This window comes from Thermomonospora sp. CIF 1 (assembly GCF_001896795.1).
GTDB classification, from domain to species: Bacteria; Actinomycetota; Actinomycetes; order Streptosporangiales; family Streptosporangiaceae; genus Thermomonospora; species Thermomonospora curvata.
Window position 1 is genome coordinate 117,145 of the sequence record NZ_MOYN02000013.1, and the last position, 22,373, is coordinate 139,517.

The 22,373-nt window shown below is 74.0% G+C and carries 17 protein-coding genes and 1 pseudogene; all 18 read left to right on the top strand.

The genetic code is table 11. From position 1 onward, the window contains the following. The first annotated feature begins 9 nt into the window (after window positions 1-9). The 18 genes and pseudogenes from cobI to BUE48_RS06600 all read left to right on the top strand — a co-directional run bounded on the left by cobI (window position 10) and on the right by BUE48_RS06600 (window position 21,748). Window positions 10-729: a precorrin-2 C(20)-methyltransferase gene (cobI, locus tag BUE48_RS06515; RefSeq protein WP_286989320.1), complete on the top strand. Its 720-nt coding sequence runs from the start codon at window positions 10-12 to the stop codon at window positions 727-729. Beyond that, complete coding sequence (cobM, locus tag BUE48_RS06520) at window positions 726-1,532, top strand: precorrin-4 C(11)-methyltransferase (protein WP_012851681.1); 807 nt, start codon at window positions 726-728, stop codon at window positions 1,530-1,532. Before cobI ends, cobM begins: the two co-directional genes overlap by 4 nt. Further along, entirely contained in the window at window positions 1,529-2,740 is a 1,212-nt protein-coding gene (locus BUE48_RS06525) for a cobalt-precorrin-5B (C(1))-methyltransferase (RefSeq protein WP_012851682.1), read from the top strand. Before cobM ends, BUE48_RS06525 begins: the two co-directional genes overlap by 4 nt. Then, on the top strand, window positions 2,737-4,011 hold the full coding sequence (locus tag BUE48_RS06530; RefSeq protein WP_012851683.1) for a bifunctional cobalt-precorrin-7 (C(5))-methyltransferase/cobalt-precorrin-6B (C(15))-methyltransferase: 1,275 nt from the start codon (window positions 2,737-2,739) through the stop codon (window positions 4,009-4,011). Before BUE48_RS06525 ends, BUE48_RS06530 begins: the two co-directional genes overlap by 4 nt. Next, entirely contained in the window at window positions 4,008-5,843 is a 1,836-nt protein-coding gene (cobJ, locus tag BUE48_RS06535; RefSeq protein ID WP_286989323.1) for a precorrin-3B C(17)-methyltransferase, read from the top strand. Before BUE48_RS06530 ends, cobJ begins: the two co-directional genes overlap by 4 nt. After that, the gene (locus tag BUE48_RS06540; RefSeq protein WP_012851685.1) at window positions 5,834-6,037 is read left to right on the top strand and encodes a DUF362 domain-containing protein; all 204 of its coding nucleotides are present in this window, start codon (window positions 5,834-5,836) and stop codon (window positions 6,035-6,037) included. Before cobJ ends, BUE48_RS06540 begins: the two co-directional genes overlap by 10 nt. 8 nt (window positions 6,038-6,045) lie before the next feature. Then, window positions 6,046-6,699, top strand: coding sequence for a precorrin-8X methylmutase (locus BUE48_RS06545; protein ID WP_286989324.1), 654 nt, complete (start codon window positions 6,046-6,048; stop codon window positions 6,697-6,699). Window positions 6,700-6,707: 8 nt separating this feature from the next. After that, complete coding sequence (locus tag BUE48_RS06550; RefSeq protein ID WP_012851687.1) at window positions 6,708-7,688, top strand: sirohydrochlorin chelatase; 981 nt, start codon at window positions 6,708-6,710, stop codon at window positions 7,686-7,688. Beyond that, window positions 7,678-8,715 carry an Rv2231c family histidinol phosphate aminotransferase CobC gene (gene cobC / locus BUE48_RS06555; protein ID WP_286989325.1) on the top strand — a complete coding sequence of 346 codons (1,038 nt, stop codon included), beginning with the start codon at window positions 7,678-7,680 and terminating at the stop codon, window positions 8,713-8,715. Before BUE48_RS06550 ends, cobC begins: the two co-directional genes overlap by 11 nt. Window positions 8,716-8,740: 25 nt before the next feature. Further along, complete coding sequence (locus BUE48_RS06560) at window positions 8,741-9,952, top strand: nicotinate-nucleotide--dimethylbenzimidazole phosphoribosyltransferase (protein ID WP_286989326.1); 1,212 nt, start codon at window positions 8,741-8,743, stop codon at window positions 9,950-9,952. A gap of 56 nt (window positions 9,953-10,008) precedes the next feature. After that, window positions 10,009-11,355: a uroporphyrinogen-III C-methyltransferase gene (gene cobA / locus BUE48_RS06565; RefSeq protein ID WP_012851690.1), complete on the top strand. Its 1,347-nt coding sequence runs from the start codon at window positions 10,009-10,011 to the stop codon at window positions 11,353-11,355. Further along, window positions 11,352-13,226 (top strand): AAA family ATPase, encoded by a 1,875-nt coding sequence (locus tag BUE48_RS06570; RefSeq protein ID WP_245536999.1) that lies wholly within the window; start codon window positions 11,352-11,354, stop codon window positions 13,224-13,226. Before cobA ends, BUE48_RS06570 begins: the two co-directional genes overlap by 4 nt. 100 nt (window positions 13,227-13,326) lie before the next feature. Then, the gene (locus BUE48_RS06575; protein ID WP_041439361.1) at window positions 13,327-15,024 is read left to right on the top strand and encodes a GTPase family protein; all 1,698 of its coding nucleotides are present in this window, start codon (window positions 13,327-13,329) and stop codon (window positions 15,022-15,024) included. A gap of 121 nt (window positions 15,025-15,145) precedes the next feature. After that, the gene (gene ssb, locus BUE48_RS06580) at window positions 15,146-15,721 is read left to right on the top strand and encodes a single-stranded DNA-binding protein (protein ID WP_286989330.1); all 576 of its coding nucleotides are present in this window, start codon (window positions 15,146-15,148) and stop codon (window positions 15,719-15,721) included. Between the two features lie 975 nt (window positions 15,722-16,696). Next, complete coding sequence (locus BUE48_RS06585) at window positions 16,697-18,010, top strand: sensor domain-containing diguanylate cyclase (protein WP_012851695.1); 1,314 nt, start codon at window positions 16,697-16,699, stop codon at window positions 18,008-18,010. A gap of 132 nt (window positions 18,011-18,142) precedes the next feature. Then, window positions 18,143-19,770, top strand: a pseudogene (ettA, locus tag BUE48_RS06590) (energy-dependent translational throttle protein EttA). Window positions 19,771-20,016: 246 nt separating this feature from the next. Further along, complete coding sequence (locus tag BUE48_RS06595) at window positions 20,017-20,448, top strand: acyl-CoA thioesterase (RefSeq protein ID WP_286989332.1); 432 nt, start codon at window positions 20,017-20,019, stop codon at window positions 20,446-20,448. A gap of 70 nt (window positions 20,449-20,518) precedes the next feature. Continuing rightward, complete coding sequence (locus BUE48_RS06600; protein ID WP_217265455.1) at window positions 20,519-21,748, top strand: MFS transporter; 1,230 nt, start codon at window positions 20,519-20,521, stop codon at window positions 21,746-21,748. Window positions 21,749-22,373 lie beyond the last annotated feature (625 nt).

A 22,373-nucleotide genomic window follows, 5' to 3' on the forward strand; every position in this document is an offset into this window, starting at 1 on the left:
GGGCCTGGCATGAAGCTGATCGGTGTCGGGGTCGGGCCCGGCGACCCGGAACTGGTGACGGTCAAGGCCGTGCGGATCCTGCGGGAGGCCGACCTGGTCCTCGTCCCCGTCCTGGCGCCGGACGAGGCGGGACGGGCCGAGTCGGTGGTGCGCGCCTACACCGACCGGGCCGAGCGGGTGGTGTTCGCGCTCAACGACCGGGGCGGGGTGACCCCGCGCCGCGCCGCCGCCTGGGAGGCGGCGGCCGAGCGGGTGGTGCGCGCCTTCGACGAGGGGGCCGCCGCGGTCGCCTTCGCCACCATCGGCGACCCCAACGTCTACTCCACCTTCACCTACCTGTCTCAGACCGTCCGCCACCGGCGCCCGCAGGTCGCCGTCCAGACCGTCCCGGGCATCACCGCCATGCAGGACCTGGCGGCCCGCTCCGGCACCGTGCTCACCGAGGGCACCGAGTCGCTGGCCCTGGTTTCGCTGACCGGCGGCACCGGCCGGCTGCGCACTGCCCTGGCCTGCTGCGACACCGTCGTGGCCTACAAGTTCGGCGCCGTCGCCGACCAGGTGGTGGCGGTGCTCGAAGAGAGCGGACGGCTCGCCGGCGCCGTCTGCGGCGCCCGGCTCGGCCTGCCCGGCCAGGACGTGCGGCCGGCCCGGGAGCTGACCGGGGAGGTCCCCTACCTGTCCACGCTGATCGCCCCGGCCCGCCGCACCGCCAAAGGAGGCAAGCTGTGAGCGGAGGGAAGGTCGTCTTCGTCGGTGCCGGGCCGGGCGCGGCGGACCTGCTGACGCTGCGGGCGGCGCGGGCCATCGGCGCGGCGGACGTGGTGATCTGGGCGGCCAGCCTCGTCCACCCCGACGTGCTGGAGCACGCCCGCCCCGACGCCGAGATCGTGGACTCCTCGGCGTTGCCGATGGAGGGCGTGCTGCCCTACTACGAGCGGGCGCGGCGGGAAGGGCTGACCGTGGCGCGCATCCACTCCGGCGACCCCGCGCTGTGGGGGGCGCTGCAAGAACAGCTCGACCGGTGCCGCGAACTCGGCTTGGACACCGCGGTCATCCCCGGCGTGTCCAGCTTCAGCGCGGTCGCCGCCGCCGTGCAGCGGGAACTGACCATCCCCGAGATCGCCCAATCGGTGATCTTGACCCGGCTGGGCGGCGGCAAGACCCCGATGCCGCCGGGGGAGGAGGTCCGTCTCTTCGCCCGGCACGGCACCACCATGGCGCTGTTCCTGTCGGCGGCCCGCTCCCGCCGGCTGCAGGAGGAGCTGACCGAGGGCGGCTACCCGCCCGACACCCCCTGCGTGATCGCCTACCGCTGCACCTGGCCGGACGAGCTGATCGTCCGCTGCCGCCTGGAGGAGCTGGCCGACACCATGAAGGCCCACAGGCTGTGGAAGCACACCCTGGTGCTGGTCGGCCCCGCCCTGGAGGCCGGCGGCACCCGCTCGCACCTGTACCACCCCGGCCATTTCCACGGCTTCCGGCGCGCCGACCCGGCGGCCCGAAGCCGGTTGCGAAAGGCTCGCCGGACATGACCCCCCACGAGCCCGACCTGCGCGAACCGGACCTGCCGCGCACCATGAAGACCCGGCCGCGGGCGCTGCGCACCGGCTGGACCACCGGCACCTGCGCCTCGGCCGCCGCCAAGGCCGCCACCGCCCTGCTGCGCACCGGACGGGCGGCCGACCACGTGGAGGTCGCGCTGCCCTCCGGCAACCGCGTCACCTTCAAAGTCGACGACAGCGGCCTGGACGCCGCACGCGGCCGGGCCCGCGCCGTGGTGGTCAAGGACGCCGGCGACGACCCCGACGTCACCCACGGCGCCCGCCTGACCGCCGAGGTCTCCTGGCTGGATGGGCCCGGCATCGAACTGGACGGCGGCGAAGGCGTCGGCGTGGTCACCAAACCCGGCCTGGGGCTGGAGCCGGGTGAGCCGGCCATCAACCCGGTGCCGCGCCGCATGATCACCCTCGCGGTGGCCGAGGCGCTGACCGGCTCGGTGCTGGACGACCCGCCGCCGCGGCCCGCCGACCCGGCCACCGGCCGCGGCGTGCGGGTGGTCATCTCGGTACCGGGCGGGGAGCGGATGGCCCGCAAGACCACCAACCGCCGGCTGGGCATCCTCGGCGGCATCTCGATCCTGGGCACCACCGGCATCGTCCGCCCGTTCTCCACCGCCGCCTGGCGGGCCAGCGTCGAGCAGGCCGTCTCGGTGATGGCCGCGCAAGGCGAGCGGACGCTGGTGCTGTGCACCGGCGGGCGCACCGAGAAGGGCGCCATGAAGCTGCTGCCCCACCTGCCGGAGGTGTGCTTTGTGGAGGTCGGCGACTTCACCGGCGCCGCGCTGCGCCGCGCCGTCGCCTGCGGCCTGCCGGAGGTGGTGTTCGTCGGCATGATCGGCAAGCTCACCAAGCTGGCCAGTGGGGTGCTGATGACCCACTACACCCGCTCCCGGGTGTCCACCGAGCTGCTCGGCGCCATCACCGCCGACTCCGGCGGCGCCCCCGGGCTGGCCGCCGAGGTCGCCGCGGCCAACACCGCCCGGCACGCCTACGAGCTGTGGGAGAACGCCGGGCTGCTGGAGCGCTGCGGGCGGGAGCTGTGCCGCCGGGTCGCCGCCGTGCTGGAACGCTTCGCCGGGGAGACCGCCGGGGAAGAGACGCCCCGGCCGGCCGTCGGCGTGGTCATGGTGGACTTCACCGGCGAACGGGTGGTCGCCGAGCACGGGCGGGCGGTGCGATGATCACGGTGATCGGCCACGACGGCTCCCCGCTGCCCGAACCGGCCCGGCAGGCCCTGGCCGAGGCCGCCCTGGTGGTCGGCGGCGCCCGCCACCTGGCGGCGCTGCCGGTCCCCGAAACCGCCCGCACCGTCGTGATGGGCGACGTCACCGCCGCGTTGGAGGAGATCGGCGAGCAGGCCGAAAAGACCGGCGGGGTGGTCGTGGTGGCCAGCGGAGACCCCGGGTTCTTCGGGATCGTCCGCGCGCTGCGCGAACGCGGCCACCGGGTGCGGGTGCTGCCGGCGATCTCCTCGGTGGCGGCGGCGTTCGCCCGCGCCGGGCTGCCCTGGGACGATGCGCTGGTGGTCTCCGCGCACGGCCGCGAGCTGCGCCGGGCCGTCAACGCCTGCCGCGCCCACCCCAAGGTCGCCGTGCTCACCGGCCCCGGCGCCGGGCCCGCCGAGCTGGGCCGGGCGTTGTTCCCCCAGCACCCGCGGGTGTTCGTGGTGTGCGAGGACCTCGGCGGCCCGCATGAGCGCGTCGTCCGCTGCCGTCCCGCCGAGGCCACCACCCGGCCCTGGCGCGACCCCAACGTGGTGCTGGTGCTGGATGAGACCCGCCCGGCCGCGCCCCGTGGCTGGATCGCCGGGGCCCGCCCCGGCCCGGACCGCTGGGCGCTGCCGGAGGAGGCGTTCGAGCACCGTGGCTCGGTGGTGACCAAGGCGGAGGTGCGGGCGTTCGCGCTGGCCCGGCTGGGACCGCGGATCGGCGACCTGATCTGGGACGTGGGCGCCGGCTCCGGCTCGGTCGCCATCGAATGCGCCCGCTTCGGCGCCGCCGCCATCGCCGTGGAACGCGACGCGGACTCCTGTGAGCGCATCCGCCGCAACGTCCGCGCCCACGGCGTGCGGGTCGCGGTCTCCCGCGGCCGGGCCCCCGCCGTCCTGGAACACCTGCCCGACCCGGACGCGGTGTTCGTCGGCGGCGGCGGCCCGCAGGTCGTGCGCGCCTGCGCCGCCCGCGCCCTGCGCACCGTGGTGGTGGCGCTGGCCTCGCTGGAACGGGTGCGCCCCACCCTGGATGCGCTGACCGCCGAAGGGCTGACCGCCCAGGCCGTCCAGCTCCAGGCCGCCCGGCTGGCGCCGCTGCCGGGGGACGTGCACCGCCTGGCCGCCACCAACCCGGTCTTCGTGGTCTGGGGCGACCGGAACCCCGCACCGTTGCCGTCCCCGCCCGCCAGTCCCTCCCGCCGCCCCCAGACCCTCGCCCCGCTCCCGGAGACCGACCAGTGAACCTCGCACGAGACGACCACGACCTTCCAGGCCCGATCGGGGTCGTCGCGGTGACCGCCGCGGGCCGCGCCGCCGCCGCGACGCTGGCCGAACGCTGGCCGGGAAAGGTCCGCCTGTTCACCGACGGCAAGGCCGCCGACGGGCTGCGCCGCGCCTGGAGGGACTGCCGGGCGATCGTGGCCTTCCTGGCGGTGGGCGCCACCGTGCGGATCCTGGCGCCGCTGCTGGAGCACAAGACCACCGACCCGGCCGTGGTGTGCGTGGACGAGTCCGGCCGCCACGCCGTCGCCGTCCTGGGCGGCCACCACGGCGCCAACGCCCTGGCCCGCCGCCTCGGCGAGACCCTGGGCTGCCGGCCCGTCATCACCACCGCCGGCGACGGGGATCATGCGGTGGCCCTGGACGGCTACGGCGCCGACTTGGGCTTCACCGTGGAGAACCCGGCGCTGCTGCCCCGCGTCGGCGGCGCCGTGCTCTCCGGCGAGCCGGTCCGCCTGGCCGCCGACCAGACCTGGCCGCTGCCGCCGTTGCCGCCCAACGTCCACCCGGACGCCGACTCGCCCCTGACCATCCGCATCACCGACCGGGCCGCCCCTGCGGCTCCCGCCGCGCCCGCCGCCGAAAGCGGCGCGCGACGGGACGGCCCGGCGCACCCCCCGGGGGACGGCGGGAGGACCGCGGACACGCCCCGGGCGGCGGGAGAGCTGATCTATCGTCCGCCCTCACTGGTGGTCGGGGTCGGCGCGGTCCGCGGGGTGTCCGCGGCCGAGGTCGGCGCGCTGATCGACCGGGCGCTGGATGAGGCGGGGCTGTCCCCGGCCTCGGTGCGGTGCGTGGCGACCATCGACCTCAAGGCCGACGAAGAGGGCATCATCGCGGCCGCCCGCGAGCGGGGCTGGCCGGTGCGCACCTACCCGGCCGCCACGTTGGCGCAGGTCGCGGTGCCCAACCCCGCCGAGGTCGTGCGGGCCGAGGTCGGCACCCCCAGCGTGGCCGAGGCCGCCGCCCTGCACGCCGCCCGCCGCTGCGGCAGGGACGCCGAACTGGTCGTCCCCAAACGCAAGAGCGCCGCCGCCACCGTGGCCGTCGCCCGCCTGACCCCCAAGGGACGGCTGACGCTCGTCGGGCTGGGACCGGGCGCCCGCGACCTGCTCGCCCCCCGGGCCGCGGCGGCGCTGCGCCGCGCCTGCGTGGTCGTCGGCCTGGACCAGTACCTGGAGCAGATCCGCGACCTGCTGCGGCCGGGCACCCGGGTGCTGGCCAGCGGGCTGGGCCAGGAGGCCGAACGCGCCCGCACCGCCGTGGCGCAGGCCCGGCTCGGCCACGCGGTGGCGCTGGTCGGGTCCGGCGACGCCGGCATCTACGCCATGGCCGCCCCGGCGCTGGAGATGGCCGGCGACGACATCGACGTCGAAGGGGTGCCCGGCATCACCGCCGCCATCGCCGCCGCCGCCCTGCTGGGCGCCCCGCTGGGCCACGACCACGCCTACATCTCCCTGTCGGACCTGCACACCCCCTGGGAGGTGATCGAACGCCGGGTCCGCGCCGCCGCCGAAGGCGACTTCACCGTCTGCTTCTACAACCCCCGCAGCCGCAACCGCGACTGGCAGCTGCCCAAGGCGCTGGACATCCTGGCCGGGCACCGTCCCCCCGCCACCCCGGTGGGGATCGTGCGCAACGCCGGACGCCCCGGCCAGACCGTGACGGTCACCACCCTCGACCGGGTGGACCCGGCCGGAGCCGACATGTTCACCGTCGTGGTGGTCGGCTCGTCCCGCAGCCGGATCGTCGCGGGACGCTTCGTCACTCCCCGGGGGTACCGATGGGCCTGACCCCCGCCGAGCCGGCCCCCGTCACGGTCACCGGGCGCTGCCAGGGCTGCGGCGCCTGCCTGCTGACCTGCCCGCACCACGCCATCCGGCCGCACGGCCTGGCGCTGCGGATACGCGCCGAACTGTGCACCGGCTGCCTGGAATGCGTGGAAGTCTGCCCCGTGGACGCCATCGACGTCGCCACGGGCCGTTGAGGAGAACGATGAGCACGAGCGAGCACATGACCGAACAGACCGGTACCGTGGGGCATCCGGAGGCCGAGCCGCCGTCGCAGGAACGCCGCCCCCACCCGATCGAGGAGCGGTCCTTTGAGATCCTGCGGTCCCGGGTCGACCTGTCGCCGATGCCGCCGCTGTGGCGGGCGGTGGCCGAGCGGGTCATCCACGCCAGCGCCGACCTGGAGTACGCCGTCGACCTGGTCACCGACGAGTCCCACCTGCGGCGGGGCCTTGCGGCGCTGCGGGCCGGGGCGCCGGTGGTGGTGGACGCCGAGATGGTCGCCGCCGGGATCACCGCCCGCCGCACCCTGTGCATGATCGGCGACCCGGCCGCGGCGCGGATGGCCCGGGCCGCCGGCATCACCCGCGCCGCCGCCGCGATCCGCCTGGCTTATGCCGAGGTCGGGCCGGGCGCGGTGTGGGTGGTCGGCTGCGCCCCCACCGCGCTGGAGGAGATCATCAAGCTGAACGTGCGGCCCGCCCTGGTGATCGGGCTGCCGGTGGGGTTCGTGGGCGCCGCCGAGGCCAAGCAGGCGCTGCGCGACAGCGGCCTGCCCCAGCTGTCCAACGTCTCCGAAAAAGGCGGATCGGCCGTGGCCGCCGCCGCTCTCAACGCGCTGCTGTACTACCAGGCGTAAGGCAGAGCATGGAAAACCCCTCGAAACCGCCGCTGCTGCTGGTCGGGCACGGCACGCGCGACGCGCAGGGCGTGGCCGAGTTCACCGCGTTCGTCGAGCGCATGCGCCGCCGGATGCCCGTCGATGTGGCCGGCGGGTTCATCGAGCTGTCCCCGCCGCCGCTGACCGAGGCCGTGGCCGAGCTGCACGAGCGGGGGCACCGCCGGATCGCCGCCGTCCCGCTCGTCCTGGCGGCCGCCGGGCACGGCAAGGGCGACATCCCCGCCGCGATGGCCCGCGAGCAGGTGCGCCGCCCCGGCCTGTCTTATGTGTACGGCCGCCCGCTGGGGCCGCATCCGATCCTGCTGGAGCTGCTGGAGGAGCGGCTGCGCGCGGTCTGCCCGCCCGGCGGCGGCACCGCGGTGCTGCTGGTCGGGCGCGGCTCCACCGACCCGGACGCCAACGCCGAGGTGCACAAGGTCGCCCGCCTGTTCTGGGAGGGCCGCGGCGCCGGCGGCCCCGGCCAGGGCCCGGGGCTGAGCACGGTGGAGACCGCCTTCGTCTCGCTGGCCGCCCCCGGCGTCCCCGAAGGGCTGGAACGCTGCCGCCGGCTGGGCGCCCGCCGCATCGTGGTGCTGCCGTACTTCCTGTTCCCCGGCGTCCTGCCGGACCGGGTGGCCGCGCAGGCCCGCCGGTACGCCGCCGGCCACCCGGAGCTGGACGTGCGCTGCGCCGAGGTGATCGGCGACTGCGACGGGCTGGCCGACCTGGTGGCCGAGCGCTACGCCGAGGCGCTGGCCGGCGACATCCGGATGAACTGCGACACCTGCGTCTACCGCATCGCCCTGCCCGGCTTCGAAGACCGCGTCGGCGCCCCCCAGACCCCGCACCATCACCCCGACGACCCCGCCCACGGCCACGGGCACGGGCACTGGCATCAGGCGCCGGGGCAGACGGGCGGCCGGCCCGCTGTGCGGTGCCCGGAAACGGGGGGCGGCGATGCGCGCTGACCGGCGCCTCGACGACGGCATCGACCTCGGCCACCACGGCGACCGCGAACTCGGCGACGGGCTGGCCGACTTCGCGGTCAACGTGCGCCCCGGCACCCCGCCCGCCTGGCTGGCCGAGCACATCGCCGCCGCGATGGCGAACCTGGCCGCCTACCCCGACCCCGGGCGGGCCCGCCGCGCAGTGGCGCGCCGGCACGGCCGGCGCACCGAAGAGGTGCTGCTGACCGCCGGGGCCGCCGAGGCGTTCGTGCTGCTGGCCCGGGCGGTCAGGCCGCGCCGCGCGGTCGTGGTCCACCCCCAGTTCACCGAACCGGAGGCGGCGCTGCGGGCGGCCGGGCACCGCGTCGAACGCCTGCTGCTGGAGGGGGACTTCACCTTCGACCCCGCCCGCGTCCCCGCCGACGCCGACCTGGTCGTGATCGGCAACCCCACCAATCCCACCTCGGTGCTGCACCCGGCCGCCGCACTGACCGCGCTGGCCCGTCCCGGCCGCACGGTCGTGGTGGACGAGGCGTTCATGGACTGCGTGCCCGGCGAACCCGAGAGCCTGGCCGGCGCCGCCGTCCCCGGGGTGGTGGTGCTGCGCAGCCTCACCAAGACCTGGGGCCTGGCCGGGCTGCGCGCCGGCTACGTGCTGGCCGAGCCGCCGCTGATCGACGCCCTGGCACGGGTCCAGCCGCTGTGGGCGGTCTCCACCCCCGCCCTGGCGGCGATCGAGGCGTGCTGCCGGCCGCACGCCCTGGCCGAGGCGGAGGAGTGGGCGCGGCGGCTGGCCGTCGAACGGGACCGGCTGGCCGGGGAGCTGGCCCGGCGCGGCCTGACCCCCGTGCCCGGGGCGCGGGCGTCCTTCCTGTGCGTCCACACCCCCGGCGCGATGGAGCTGCGCGAGCGGCTGCGCCGGCGCGGTTTCGCCGTGCGGCGCGGCGACACCTTCCCCGGCCTGGGCCCCGACTGGCTGCGCATCGCCGTCCGGGACCGCGCCGCCGACGACGCCCTGCTGAAAGCGCTCGACGACCTGCTGAGCTGACCCCCGACCCCGCGAGGAGGACGCCGTGGACCTGATCGAGCAGACGATCGCCGCCATCGGCCCGCTGGACGAGGCCGCCATGGCCCAGGCCCGCGACCTGCAGTCGCGGCTGACCAAGCCGCCGGGTTCCCTGGGGGTGCTGGAGGAGCTGTCGGTCCGCCTCGCCGGGCTGGCCGGACGCTGCCCGCCCCCGCTTCCCGAGCCCGCCGCCGTGGCGATCTTCGCCGCCGACCACGGCGTGCACGCCCAGGGCGTGTCCCCCTGGCCGCAGGAGGTCACCGCCCAGATGGTGGCCAACTTCCTGGCCGGCGGCGCCGTGGTCAACGCCTTCGCCGCCCAGGTCGGCGCGCAGGTCACCGTCGTGGACGTGGGGGTGGCCGCCCCGCTGGAGGACGCCCCGGGCCTGCTGGTGCGCAAGGTCGCCCCCGGCACCGCCGACATGACCCGGGCCCCCGCCATGACCGCCGACCAGGCCCGGCGGGCCCTGCGGGTCGGCATCGAGGTGGCCGGGGAGCTGGTCGCCGCGGGCCACCGCTGCCTGCTCACCGGCGACATGGGCATCGCCAACACCACCGCTTCGGCCGCCCTGATCGCCGCCTTCACCGGCCTGCCTCCCGAGCGCGTCACCGGCCGCGGCACCGGCATCGACGACGCCACCCACCGGCACAAGATCGACGTGGTCCGCACCGCCCTGACCCGCCACGGCCTGCTCGCCCAGGCCGCGCGGAAACCCGGAGACGGCCGCACCTCGCCGGCCGCGGCCGGGCCTCCGCAGGGCGCAGCGGCATCGGCGGGCTCGCCCGCGTCCACACCGGACGGCGCTCCGGTCAGCGACCCGCTGCGGGTGCTGGCGGCGGTCGGCGGGCTGGAGCACGCGGCGCTGGCCGGGTTCATCCTCGGCGGTGCGGCCGCCCGGGTGCCGGTGGTGCTGGACGGGGTGATCGCGGGGGCGGCGGCGCTGGTGGCCGCGGCGCTGTGCCCGCAGGCGATGGCCGCCTGTGTGGCCGGGCATCGATCGGCCGAGCCGGGGCACACCGCTACGGTGGAACACCTGGGGTTGCGTCCGCTGGTCGATCTCCACCTGCGGCTCGGCGAGGGCACCGGCGCGCTGCTGGCGCTTCCGCTGGTGCAGGGGGCGGTGCGCGTGCTGCACGAGGTCGCCACCTTCGACTCCGCGGGCGTCAGCGACAAGAGCGGCAGCCCTCCCGGGCGAGTGTCACGCTCAGCTATCGACTGAGGCCGACCCCTCTCCAAGACCCCTGCAACCCGAGTACCTTTGGGCGACAAACAGACATGACCGTCCCCTCTTACCCCACCCGTCCAGACCGTCCCGATCGAGAGAGCACCGTGCCGCCCTACCTGCTTGGCCTGAGACTGAGCGGGCGACGTGTCGTCGTCGTCGGCGGCGGCCGGGTCGCCCAGCGCCGCGTCCCGGCGCTGCTGGCGGCCGGGGCCGAGGTGGTGCTGGTGGCCCCGGAGGTCACCCCCTCCCTGGACGGCCTGATCGCCGACGGCCGGCTGACCTGGCTGCGCCGCCCTTACCGGACCGGTGACCTGGAGGGGGCCTGGCTGGTGCAGGCGGTCAGCGACGACCCCAAGGTGAACGCGGCGGTGGCCGCCGAGGCCGAGCGGGCGCGGATCTGGTGCGTGCGGGCCGACGACGCCCAGGCGTCGGCGGCCTGGACCCCGGCCTCCGGGCAGGTGGGGGAGACCACCGTCGGCGTGCTGGCCGGCGGCGACCCGCGCCGGGCCGCCGGCATCCGCGACGCCATCGTCGACGGGCTGCGCGACGCCACGCTGGAGGCGCGGCACTCGCGGCGCAAGCCGGTGGGGGTGGCCCTGGTCGGCGGCGGGCCCGGCGACCCCGGTTTGATCACCGTGCGCGGCCGGCAGCTGCTGGCGCAGGCCGATGTGGTGATCACCGATCGGCTGGCGCCCCGGCTGCTGCTGGATGAGCTGCCCTCTGACGTCGAGGTGATCGACGCGGCCAAGATCCCTTACGGTCGTACCGTCACCCAGGAGAAAATCAACGACTATCTGGTCGAGCACGCCAGGGCGGGCAAGTTCGTGGTGCGGCTGAAGGGCGGCGACCCGTTCGTCTTCGGCCGCGGGGCGGAGGAGGTGCTGCACTGCGCCAGGCACGGCATCCCGGTCACCGTGGTCCCGGGCGTCACCAGCGCGGTCGCGGTGCCGGCGGCGGCGGGCATCCCGGTCACTCACCGCGGCGTCAGTCAGGAGTTCCACGTGGTGTCGGCGCACGTGGACCCGGCGCACCCGGCATCGACCGTGGATTGGGAGGCGCTGGGCCGTTCGCAGGGTACTTTGGTGCTGCTGATGGCGGTGGAAAGAATGGGACGTATCGCCAATGCCCTGATGCGCTATGGTCGGTCGCCTGATACGCCCGTCGCCGTCGTCCAGGACGGTACGCTTCCGGATCAGCGGGCTCTTACGGCCACGCTCGGGACGGTGGTGGAGGAGATGGCGGCCGCCGGTGTGCGGCCACCGGCGATCGTGGTCGTGGGCGACGTGGTGGATGTGGCGCGAGAGATCGACATGATACGAGCGGACTACCTGGCCGGCGAAGCGGGCTCCGTGGCATCCCCGGCAGATCAGCATGGAGATTTGGGACGGGCGCCGTGACACCCCCAGCAGATCAGAGCGCGGTTCACGACGGCCGGAACTCCGAGGAGGCGGTCGTCCCCAAGGCCGCCGACTCCCCTGAGAACACCCCTTCCGCGCCGCAGGAGAAGGAGGAGGGCGCCGCCGGCGGCCCGGCCGGGCTGGACGCCGACGGCCGGCTGGTGGGCGTCACCGCCGACCCCTCGCGGGAGGTCGACCTGGCGCGGGTGCTGACCCAGCTGCGCGACCAGGTCAGCGAGGTCCGGTTCGTGCTGGACATGCCGGGGGTCGAGGAGGCCAGGGCCGCCCAGCTGGAGATCAAAAGCCAGCTGGACGACTATGTGCTGCCGCGGATCAGGGGCAAGAGCGCGCCGATGCTGGTGGTGCTCGGCGGCTCCACCGGGGCCGGCAAGTCCACGTTGGTCAACACCCTGGTGGGGGCCAGGGTCAGCGCCACCGGCGTGCTGCGTCCTACCACCAGCAGCCCGATCCTGGTGTGCCACCCCGACCACGCCGAGTGGTTCCTCAAGGGCCCGCTGCTGCCCGACATGGGCCGGGTGCCGGGCCCGGCCCCGGACGCCATCGCAGGTGACCAGTTGGTCATCATCAGCAGCGACAAGCTCCCCGAAGGGCTGGCGCTGCTGGACAGCCCCGACTTCGACTCGGTCTTCGAAGACCACTTCGAGTTCGCCACCAAACTGATGTCGGTGGCCGACCTGTGGCTGTGCGTCACCACCGCCGCCCGCTACGCCGACGCCCAGGTCTGGCAGATGCTGCAGCGCGCCCGCGAGCAGGGCACCACCATCGGGGTGGTGCTCTCGCGCGTCCCCCAGGGCGCCGGCTCGGAGGTCGTCGAGCACTTCGAGCAGATGCTGCAAGAGCACGGGGTCGGTGACGCCCCCCGCTTCACCATCCCCGAGACCCGCATCGAAGACAGCCGGCTGCCCGAGGAGACGGTGGCGGACATCCGCTCCTGGCTGGTGGAGCTGAGCGAGAACATCGAACGTCGCTCCAAGGTCATCCGCGACACCTTCGGCGGCGTCCTCGACAGCTTCCGGGTGCGCGTGCCCGAGCTGGCCAAGCAGGTCGAGGCCCAGGTCGAGGTGCGCACCATGCTGCGCGAGGAGGTCGAGGCCGCCTTCGCCGCCGCGATGGCCGAGCTGGACGAGGCCACCCGCAACGGCTCGCTGCTGCGCGGGGAGGTGCTGGCCCGCTGGCAGGACTTCGCCGGCACCGGCGACCTGCTGCGCTCGCTGCAGGTTCAGCGCAACCGCCCGCTGATGGTGCGCAAGAGCCACCGGCGGCGCCGCAGCCCGGCCCGCCAGAGCGCGCTGAAAGCCGCGCTGCGCTCGGGGCTGGAGTCGCTGATCATCTCCGCCGCCGAGCAGGCCGGGGAGGAGGTGCTGGCCCGCTGGCGGGCCCATCCGGCCGGCCGGCAGATCCTGGCCGGGCCGGCGGCCGGCCTGTCGGGCGTCTCGCCGGAACTGCCCCGGCGGGTCAGCCGGGCGGTCAGCTCCTGGCAGGACCATGTGCTGGAGCTGGTCCGCACCGAGGGCGTCACCAAGCGCAGCGTGGCCAAGCGGGTCACCTTCGACGAGGAGGCGCTGTCCATCGTCTTGATGATCGGGCTGCTGGGCTACGGCACCACCGACGTGGCGGTGGAGGGCGGAACCAGCGCGGTGCCCCAGCGGCTGCTCAAGGCGCTGTTCGGCGCCGAGTCGCTGCGCGGCATGGGCGCCAAGGCCCGCGCCGACCTGCGCAGCCGCATCGGAATGATCTTCGATGAGGAGGCCATCCGTTACGGCCAGGTGCTGGATGCGGCCGGCATCCCCGACGAGTCCGCCGCCGTCCAGCTCTACCAGGCCACCTATAACCTAGAGGTCGCCCGATGACGGTGCCGGCCGGTCGCGCGGCCGCCCCCGGTCGCCGCCCGGCCCCCCTCCCGCCCGTCGCGGCGGCCCCGGACTACCCAGAGGTCGGCAGTTGAACCAGATGACCACGACCCCCACCCCGGCGGTCACCGTGGAGCAGTCCGCCGGGCAGGCGGACGAACCCTCCGAACTGAGCCTGACGGCCAGGCTGGACGCTCTGCAGCGGCTGGTCGACCTGGGCACCGGCCGGATCGACCCCGTGCTGCTGTCGGACGCCAGCGCACTGCTCACCCGCGCCGGGGAGCGGCTGCGCCTGTCGGGCGAGCACACCGTCGTCACCTTGGCCGGCGGTACCGGCAGCGGCAAGTCGTCCCTGTTCAACGCCGTCTGCGGGCTGAACCTGTCGCCCACCGGCATGCGCCGCCCGATGACCTCCAAGGCGCATGCCTGCGTGTGGGGCCTCAGCGGGGCCGGGCCGCTGCTGGACTGGCTGCAGGTGGACAAGCGGCACCGTTACGCCCGCGCCGGCGCGCTGGGGCCGGACGACCCGCAGGGGGAGGAGTCCGGTTCGCTGCAGGGGCTGGTGCTGATCGACCTGCCCGACCACGACTCCATCGCCGAGGTGCACCGCGCCGAGGTCGACCGGTTCGTCACCGTCGCCGACCTGCTGGTGTGGGTGGTGGACCCGCAAAAGTACGCCGACGCCGCGCTGCACCGCAACTACATCGTCCCCTTCGCCCGGCACGCCGACGTCACCTTGGTGGTGCTCAACCAGATCGACCGGCTGCAGCCGTCGGAGGTCGACGAGTGCGTGTCGGACCTGCGCCGGCTGCTGGAGGCCGAAGGGCTGGCCGACCCGCGCATCGTCACCACCTCCACGGTGACCGAGGGCGGCGTGGACGCCTTCCGCCGGGTGCTGGTGGAGACCGTCGCCGCCCGCCGCGCCCGCGCGCAGCGGCTGGTGGCCGACATCGACCGGCTGGCCGCCCGCTTCGCCGAGCACTACTCGGCCGCCGAGCCGCCCACCATGCTGGACGAGCGCCGCGCCGCCGAGCTGGTGGACGCCCTCGCCGACGCCGCCGGCGCCCCGGCCGTCGCCGAGGCCATGGAGAGCGCCTATGAGCTGCGCGCGGTGGACTATGTGGGCTGGCCGATCGCCCGCATGGTCTCCCGGCTGCGCAGCGACCCGCTGCGCAAGATGCGGCTGACCGAGCTGCGCGAGGAGCTGCGCGGCGCCTTCACCGGGCCGGTCGGCGCCCAGCAGGGCGATGTGGACTACGCCCTGCACGGCCTCACCGACGAGGTCACCAGGGAGCTGCCGCCGGAGTGGGCCCACTCGGTGCGGGCCGCCTCCCGATCCCGGGCCGCCGAGCTGCCCGAGGCCCTCGGGGAGGCCCTCAAGGGCGCGCTGCCGGTCTTCAACCAGGTGCCGCGCTGGTGGTGGCTGGTCAAGACCTGGCAGTACTTCCTGGTCCTGGTCACCGGGGCCACCCTGCTGTGGATCCTGCTGTTGCTGCTGTACGGGGTGCTGGGCGTCAGCGACGATCCGCCCGGCCTGATCGGCGACGCCGGACTGATCCCGTACGTCACCGTCCTGCTGGCCTGTGTGCTGGGCATGGGGGCGCTCACGTCCTCGGCCTGCCGCAACGTGGTGGCGCTGTCGTCGGCCAGACACGGGGAGCGGATGGAGGCGCACATGCGTGAGCGCATCGCCGAGGTCGCGGAGGAGAAGGTCCTCTATCCGATCGCCGACGAGCTGAGGGCCTACGCCGGCTTCCGCGCCGAGGCCGAGCGGCTGCTGAACGCCTCCCGGAAGTGACCGGCCGCGGACGGTTATCCACATTCCTCCCCGAGGGTTCCGGCCGGGGGCGCCTCTCGGTGACCGTGGTCGGTGTGCGGCACCTCACGCCGCACCCGGCACGCGAACGTGGAGGACCCCAGTGAACGAGGCGCACGTCACCGTCATCGGCTGGCTGGCCCAGGACCCCTTCTTCACCATGACCGCCAACGGCACCCCCTTCCTGGCCATGCGGGTCGGCTGCACCCCGCGCCGCTTCGACCGGCAGACCGGCCAATGGCAGGACCAGGAGTCGATGTTCCTGACCGTCAACTGCTGGCGGGCGCTGGCCGAGAACGTCAACGCCAGCGACATGAAACGCGGCGAACCGGTGGTGGTCACCGGCCGGCTGCGCATCCGCGAGTACGTCAAGGACGGCCGGCTGCGCTTTTCCGCCGAGATCGAGGCCACCACCGTCGGCCACGACCTCAGCCGCGGCAGCGCCAGCTTCCGCCGCATCCAACGCGGCCTCATGACCGAGCAGGACCGCCAGGAGGCCCGCGAACTCACCGACCAGTGGTCCATGACCGACGATCCCGCCGACTCCGCCGACCACTCCGCCCCCGTTCCCGCCGCACCGCCTCTCCCCGGCCGAGATGAGGAGACCGGCCACTACGGCGACGTCACCCCCGCCGACCCCGGCGGTGACCCGTTCGACCTGCGCACCGCAGCCGCCTGAGCTCGCGCACCATGCCCCCGACCCGAGAGCCCTCCACCCCGTCCCGGCCCTCCCGCGGGACCGGCCGAAGACCGAGGCACCCGCATCCCAGAGGGCACGCGGCTTTCGGGGAGCCGCCGTCCCGCCCGGCATGCCGGCAGGGCCGGACGCATCGCCCCGTTCACGCAGATCGATCGGGAGCGGCGCGAACGGGACGACGGGGCCTCGGGCGGGGAGGCGCGGATGCCCTTCTGCCCCTGGGCATGCTGCCGGTAGGACGGGGCGCGTGGTCTTTGACCGGCGGGCGGTGTCTGCTGTCGTGCGGGCCCGCTGCCAAGCTCACGGTCGGCCCCGGGCCGATCCGGTGGAGATCTCTTCCCCGCGGCCGGCTGTGAGCCTGTGGTCCCCTGTGCACTCGGTGGCATCCCCTGAGGATGCGGCCGGCGAGCGTGTACGAGGTGTGGTCCCCTGTGCGCTCGGTGGCATCTCGCCTGTGCCCTCACCAGGGACTTTGTTCCGGCCCCGGCCTGTTGCCGCCTTCCGGGACGCCGAATCGCCGGGAAAAGCCAAAGGCCCGCGTGAATGTTGCTGCAGCCAGATGAAACATTCCGCTCGCTGCACCGAGGGCTTCCCGGCGCCGCCGCTCCGGCCTCGGCCGGGGACGCGCCGTCACTGGGCGGCCGCGCCGGTTTCTCCGCCCCGTCGGCCGGGACTGTTCGGCCGCCGGCCCGCAGAGGCGTGCGACCGGGAGGCGGGCGGGCTCCGCGGGAGTGCGGGCCGGGGTGTAGGGCCGCGCACGGGAAAACGCATGTGGTTTCGCTGATTGAAGGGCTTGGCGTGATACAAGAAGTCAACTCTTGGTAGCAGCTTCCTTACCCTTGGGCAGGGTTTTGCGGGGCACTGGCCGCGGTTGTCTTGACGAACGTGGCGGATTCGTTCCCATGGCGCACACGTTGCAACTATCGTGTTACACAACGTGATGCATTAGGGGGAAGGATGACGGCAGTGCAGTCGTCCGCCGAGGACCGGGGAAATCTGGCGGGCGGGTTCGGCAGTCGGCTGGTGCGGCCCTCGCTGCTGGCGGTCTACGTGGTCGCGGTCGTCGCGCTGTATCTGACGCTGACCGTCGACGGCATCGTCCGGACGGATTTCCAGGCGGTGGACCTGTGCACGTTCGGGGCGCTGCTGGCCTGCGGCGCGGTGTGCATCGAGGTCTCCCGGCGGCTGGGCATGCCCGCCGGCGTGGCCCGGGACCTGCTGTCGGCCTGGTGGCTGCCGGTGGCGCTGCTGCTGCCGCCGGTGTACGCGCTGCTGATCCCGATCCCGATGCAGGCGTTGCTGCAGATCAGGGTGCGGCGCACCCTGCTGTACCGGCGGGTGCTGGTGGCCTCGGCGTTCGGGCTGGCCGGGGTGTGCGCCTCCACGCTCTTTCACCGGGTGGTGCCCGACCCGCTGCAGAGCCCTCCGACGTGGGTGGTGGAGGTCTACCCCGGGGTGCCCGTCGCGGTGGGCTGCGCGGTGCTGTTCACCGTGATCAACACCGCGCTGGTGGCGGTCGCGGCGCACGCCGCCGACCCCAAGGGCCGGTGGCGGGATGTGCTGTGGACGCGCGAGACCCTGCTGCTGGACGTGGTGGACCTGTGCGTGGGCGTCATCGTGGCCATCATCAGCGCGCTGTCGCTGACGCTGCTGGCGCTGGCGCTGCCGCCGGTGGTGCTGCTGCAGCGCAGCCTGATGCACCAGCAGCTGCAGGCCGCCGCCCGCACCGACGCCAAGACCGGCCTGCTGAACGCCGCCGCCTGGCAGCGCGAGGCCGGCACCGAGCTGGCGCGGGCCGAGCGCACCAACGAGCCGCTGGCCCTGCTGCTGATCGACATCGACCACTTCAAGCGGGTCAACGACACCCACGGTCACCTGGTCGGCGACCAGGTGCTGGCCGGGGTCGCCACCACGTTGTGCGGCCAGCTGCGCGACTACGACGTGGTCGGCCGGTTCGGGGGAGAGGAGTTCGTGGTCCTGCTGCCGGGCGCCGACATCGTGGAGGCGTGCCGGGTGGCCGAGCGGCTGCGCAGCCGGGTGCGCCGGCTCACCGTCCCGGCCGAGGAGGGCACGGTCGGGGTGACCATCTCGGTGGGCGTCTCCCTGCTGCGCACCCACGGCCATGACCTGATCGAACTGCTGGCCGCCGCCGACCTGGCGCTGTACCGGGCCAAGCAGTCCGGCCGCGACCGGGTCTGCCTGCCCGCCCTGGACGATCCCCCACCCCCGACCCGGCCTCCGGCCGGACCGCCTCTTGATCACCGGTCTTAGGGCGTTGCGCGGGCGTCCCCGGCCGCCCCGGTTCCGATGCTCGGGAAACGCCCGGGACGGACGGTGGGAACGTGACCGTGGGGGCGGCGAGAACTGCAACGAGTGGTGGCCGCAACCCCCTAGGCTTTAGGCATGCCCGAGTACATCTACACCATGCAGCGCGTGCGCAAGGCGCACGGCGACAAGGTCATCCTTGACGACGTCACCTTGCACTTCCTGCCGGGAGCCAAGATCGGTGTGCTTGGCCCCAACGGCACCGGAAAGTCCACGCTGCTGCGGATGATGGCCGGCCTGGAACAGCCGTCCAACGGCGAGGCGCGCCTCATGCCGGGCTACACGGTGGGCCTGCTGCAGCAGGAGCCGCCGCTGAACGAGGAGAAGACCGTGCTCGGCAACGTCGAAGAGGGCGTGGCCGAGACCAAGGCGCTGCTCGATCGGTACAACGAGATCGCCGAGAAGATGGCGACCGACTACTCCGATGAGCTGATGGAGGAGATGGGCAAGCTGCAGGAGCAGCTGGACCATCGCAACGCCTGGGACGCTGCCCCCCTCCGGACACGCCGGTGACCAACCTGTCCGGCGGTGAGCGCCGCCGGGTGGCGCTGTGCAAGCTGCTGCTGGAGGCGCCCGACCTGCTGCTGCTGGACGAGCCCACCAACCACCTGGACGCCGAGAGCGTGCAGTGGCTGGAGCAGTACCTGGAGAAGTACCCGGGCACCGTGCTGGCGGTCACCCACGACCGGTACTTCCTGGACAACGTGGCCGGGTGGATCCTGGAGCTGGACCGCGGCCGCTGCTACCCGTATGAGGGCAACTACTCCACCTACCTGGAGAAGAAGGCCGAGCGGCTCAAGGTCGAGGGCCGCAAGGACGCCAAGCGCAAGAAGCGCCTGCAGGAGGAGCTGGAGTGGGTCCGCTCCAACCCCAAGGCCCGGCAGGCCAAGAGCAAGGCCCGGCTGCAGCGTTATGAGGAGATGGCCGCCGAGGCCGCCAAGACCCGCAAGCTGGACTTCGAGGAGATCCAGATCCCGCCGGGCCCCCGGCTGGGCAGCACGGTGATCGTCGCCGAGAACCTCACCAAGGGCTTCGGGGACCGGGTGCTGATCGAGGACCTGTCGTTCAACCTGCCCCCGAACGGCATCGTCGGCGTGATCGGTCCCAACGGCGTGGGCAAGACCACCCTGTTCCGCATGCTCGTGGGGGAGGAGACCCCGGATTCGGGCTCCCTGAAGATCGGCGAGACCGTTCAGATCTCGTACGTGGACCAGACCCGCAGCGGCATCGACCCGAACAAGTCGGTCTGGGAGGTGGTCTCCGACGGCCTGGACCACATCAAGGTCGGCCAGGTCGAGATGCCCTCCCGCGCCTATGTGGCGGCCTTCGGCTTCAAGGGCCCCGACCAGCAGAAGCCGGCCGGCGTGCTGTCCGGCGGCGAGCGCAACCGGCTGAACCTGGCGCTGACCCTCAAGCAGGGCGGCAACGTGCTGCTGCTGGACGAGCCCACCAACGACCTGGACACCGAGACCCTCAGCTCGCTGGAGAGCGCGCTGCTGGAGTTCCCCGGCTGCGCCGTGATCACCTCGCACGACCGCTGGTTCCTGGACCGCATCGCCACCCACATCCTGGCCTGGGAGGGCGGGGCGAACTGGTTCTGGTTCGAGGGCAACTTCGCCGACTACGAGAAGAACAAGATCGAGCGGCTCGGCCCCGAGGCCGCCCGTCCGCACCGGGTCACCCACCGCAAGCTGACCCGGGACTGACCCAGCGCCCGTGTCGCCGTGGCATGGCCCGCCCCCGTGCCACGGCGACACGTGCTTTTCGTGTGAAGCGGGCGCATCCGGGCGGGGAGGCGCCGCCCGTCCCGGGCGAAGACGTCAAGCCGTGCCCGGGGCAGAGGTTTCGTGATCCCCGGCGCCGGCGAGCCGTCGGCCTGCCGATAGCATCTGCCTGATCAGCGGCCGCCCGTCCGGCGGTTTCCGCAGACCGCCCGACCCCCAGGCGAGGACATGGACAGCGACATTCCCCCCGCCGAGTACCGGCATGTCTATGAGTTCGAGGTCAAGTTCGGCGACATCGACTCCATGGGCCATGTGAACAACGTCAAGTTCCTCAGCTACCTGGAGGACGCCCGGGTGCAGATGTTCTACGGCGACCCGGTCCGCAAGGGCGAGGAGTCGTTGCACGGCCTGGTGGTCGCCCGGCACGAGATCGACTACCGGCGGCCGATGTCGCTGACCTTCCGCCCCGTCCGGGTGGAGACCTGGGTGACCGAGATCCGCAACGCCTCGTTCCGGCTGGCCTACCACATCCGCGACGACGAGCAGATCTTCGCCACCGCCGCCTCCGTGATGGTGGCCTTCGACCCCAAGAAGGGCCGCGCGCGCCGCTTCACCCCCTCGGAGCTGGAGTTCCTCAAGCGTTACCTGCCCCCGTCCTGACCCCGTTCGGCGCTGGACGCCACCCGCCCGGAATGTCCATATTTTGGACGGCTAGTATCAGCATATGGGCATGACGGAGGGTGGACCGGACGGTCGCCGGTGGGTGGTGCTGGGCGTCGGCGTGGGGGCGATGGCCGCCGGATGCCTCTTTCAGTTCGGGCTGCCCTTCCTGCTGCCGGCGCTGCGGGCGGGCGGGCTGTCCCTGGCCCAGGCGGGCACGCTGGTGGCCTGCCCGATGGCCGGGCTCATGGTCGCCCTGGTCGCCTGGGGCGCCGCCGCCGACCGCTGGGGAGAGCGGCTGGTCCTCTCCCTGGGACTGGGCATCGCGGGGCTGGCCCTGCTGGGCGCGGCGGCGACGGCCGGGCGGCTCCTGGCCATGGGGGCCTGCCTGGTGGCGGCGGGCGTGAGCGGGGCGGCGGTGCACGCGGCCAGCGGACGGCTGATCCTCGGCTGGTTCGGGCCGCGCGAGCGCGGGCTGGCGATGGGCATCCGGCAGACCGCCCAGCCGCTGGGCGTCGGGGCGGCCGCGCTGATCCTGCCGCCGCTGGCGGCCGGCGGGCTGCGCGCCCCGCTGCTGGTCCTGGCGGCCTGCTGCCTGGCGATGGCGGCCGCCGTGGCGCTGCTGGTGCAAGACCCGCCGCGGGCCGAGGACGAGCAGGCCGGGCGCAGCCGGTCCCCCTACGCCACCCCCGTGCTGTGGCGGCTGCACGCCGCCAGCGCCCTGCTGGTCGTTCCGCAGTTCACCGTCGCCACGTTCGCCCTGGTCTTCCTGGTCGATGAGCATGGCTGGCAGGCCACTGCGGCCGGGCGCGTCCTGGCCGTCGTCCAGGTGGCCGGGGCGCTGGGCCGGATCGGCGCGGGGGTCTGGTCGGACCGGGCCGGCAGCAGGCTGCGTCCCTACCGGCTGGTCGCCTTGGCCATCACCGCGGTGATGGCGGCGCTGGCGGCCGGGGCCCATGCCGGCTCGGCGGCGGCCGCCGCGGCGCTGCTGGTCGCCGGGGTGATCACCGTGACCCCCAACGGGCTGGCCTACACCGCCGTCGCCGAGTACGCCGGACGGGCGTGGGCCGGGCGTGCGCTGGGCGTGCAGAACACCGCGCAGAACGCGCTGGCGACCCTCACCCCGCCGCTGGCGGCGGCGGTGATCGGCGGCCCCGGCTATGCCATGGCGTTCGCCGTCGCCGGCGTCTTCTCCCTGGCCGCGGTCCCGCTGGTGCCCGTACGCTCCGAGGGCGGCACGAAGACGGGCAGATACATCCACGGGTCGCGCAGTTCGCAGCAGGTCGTCTCCGGCTCGTAGTACTGCAGCTCCTCCTGCCAGCGGGCCTTCAGCCACTCCGGCATGGGGCGGTGCTCACCGGCGCGGGCGTCCTGCACGCTGCGGAAGAACAAGGCGGTGGTGCAGCCGCCGTCGGGGTGCACGGCCGTCACCGAGCCCAGGATGTCCGGCCGCAGCTCGGCGATGAGCCGCCGGTCCTCCCGCCGCCACAGCTCGCGCAGCGCCCGGCGGTCCCGGATGCGCGACTGGAAGATCTTGACGCAGCCGGTCTGCTCCGGCCAGTCGCCCAGGTGGGTCTGCACGTCGGTGCAGTCGTGGACGGTGACCTCTCCGTCCAGGAGCCGGCAGGTCTCCTCCCACCATTGCCGCTGCTCGCGGCGTTCGCCGTTGCGGCGGGCGGCCCGCCGGGAGTCGAAGCGCACCAGCGCGATGAAGGTGCCTTTGTCGGTCACCCCCAGCAGGCTGCCGAGCCATCCGCGGGCGCCGGGGGAGACCTCCTGGTACCAGCGGTCGGCCGCCTGCTTGAGCTTGTCGGGGGCGCGTGTTCTGCCTTGGATGACCTGGATGAACACCGCTTGCCTCCTTGCGTGCCGAGGGGGCCGGCCTGATGGCTGGCAGACGCCGGCCCGCGCCGTCGCGGGCCCAC

Bases quoted from the DNA above. Each gene is read 5' to 3' on its own strand.
- BUE48_RS06595 (WP_286989332.1), top strand. From the start codon at position 20,017: ATGGACAGCGACATTCCCCCCGCCGAGTACCGGCATGTCTATGAGTTC.
- BUE48_RS06550 (WP_012851687.1), top strand. From the start codon at position 6,708: ATGGAAAACCCCTCGAAACCGCCGCTGCTGCTGGTCGGGCACGGCACG.
- cobI (WP_286989320.1), top strand. From the start codon at position 10: ATGAAGCTGATCGGTGTCGGGGTCGGGCCCGGCGACCCGGAACTGGTG.
- BUE48_RS06600 (WP_217265455.1), top strand. From the start codon at position 20,519: ATGACGGAGGGTGGACCGGACGGTCGCCGGTGGGTGGTGCTGGGCGTC.
- BUE48_RS06575 (WP_041439361.1), top strand. From the start codon at position 13,327: ATGACCACGACCCCCACCCCGGCGGTCACCGTGGAGCAGTCCGCCGGG.
- BUE48_RS06525 (WP_012851682.1), top strand. From the start codon at position 1,529: ATGACCCCCCACGAGCCCGACCTGCGCGAACCGGACCTGCCGCGCACC.
- BUE48_RS06585 (WP_012851695.1), top strand. From the start codon at position 16,697: ATGACGGCAGTGCAGTCGTCCGCCGAGGACCGGGGAAATCTGGCGGGC.
- cobA (WP_012851690.1), top strand. From the start codon at position 10,009: ATGACCGTCCCCTCTTACCCCACCCGTCCAGACCGTCCCGATCGAGAG.
- BUE48_RS06530 (WP_012851683.1), top strand. From the start codon at position 2,737: ATGATCACGGTGATCGGCCACGACGGCTCCCCGCTGCCCGAACCGGCC.
- cobC (WP_286989325.1), top strand. From the start codon at position 7,678: ATGCGCGCTGACCGGCGCCTCGACGACGGCATCGACCTCGGCCACCAC.
- BUE48_RS06545 (WP_286989324.1), top strand. From the start codon at position 6,046: ATGAGCACGAGCGAGCACATGACCGAACAGACCGGTACCGTGGGGCAT.
- BUE48_RS06540 (WP_012851685.1), top strand. From the start codon at position 5,834: ATGGGCCTGACCCCCGCCGAGCCGGCCCCCGTCACGGTCACCGGGCGC.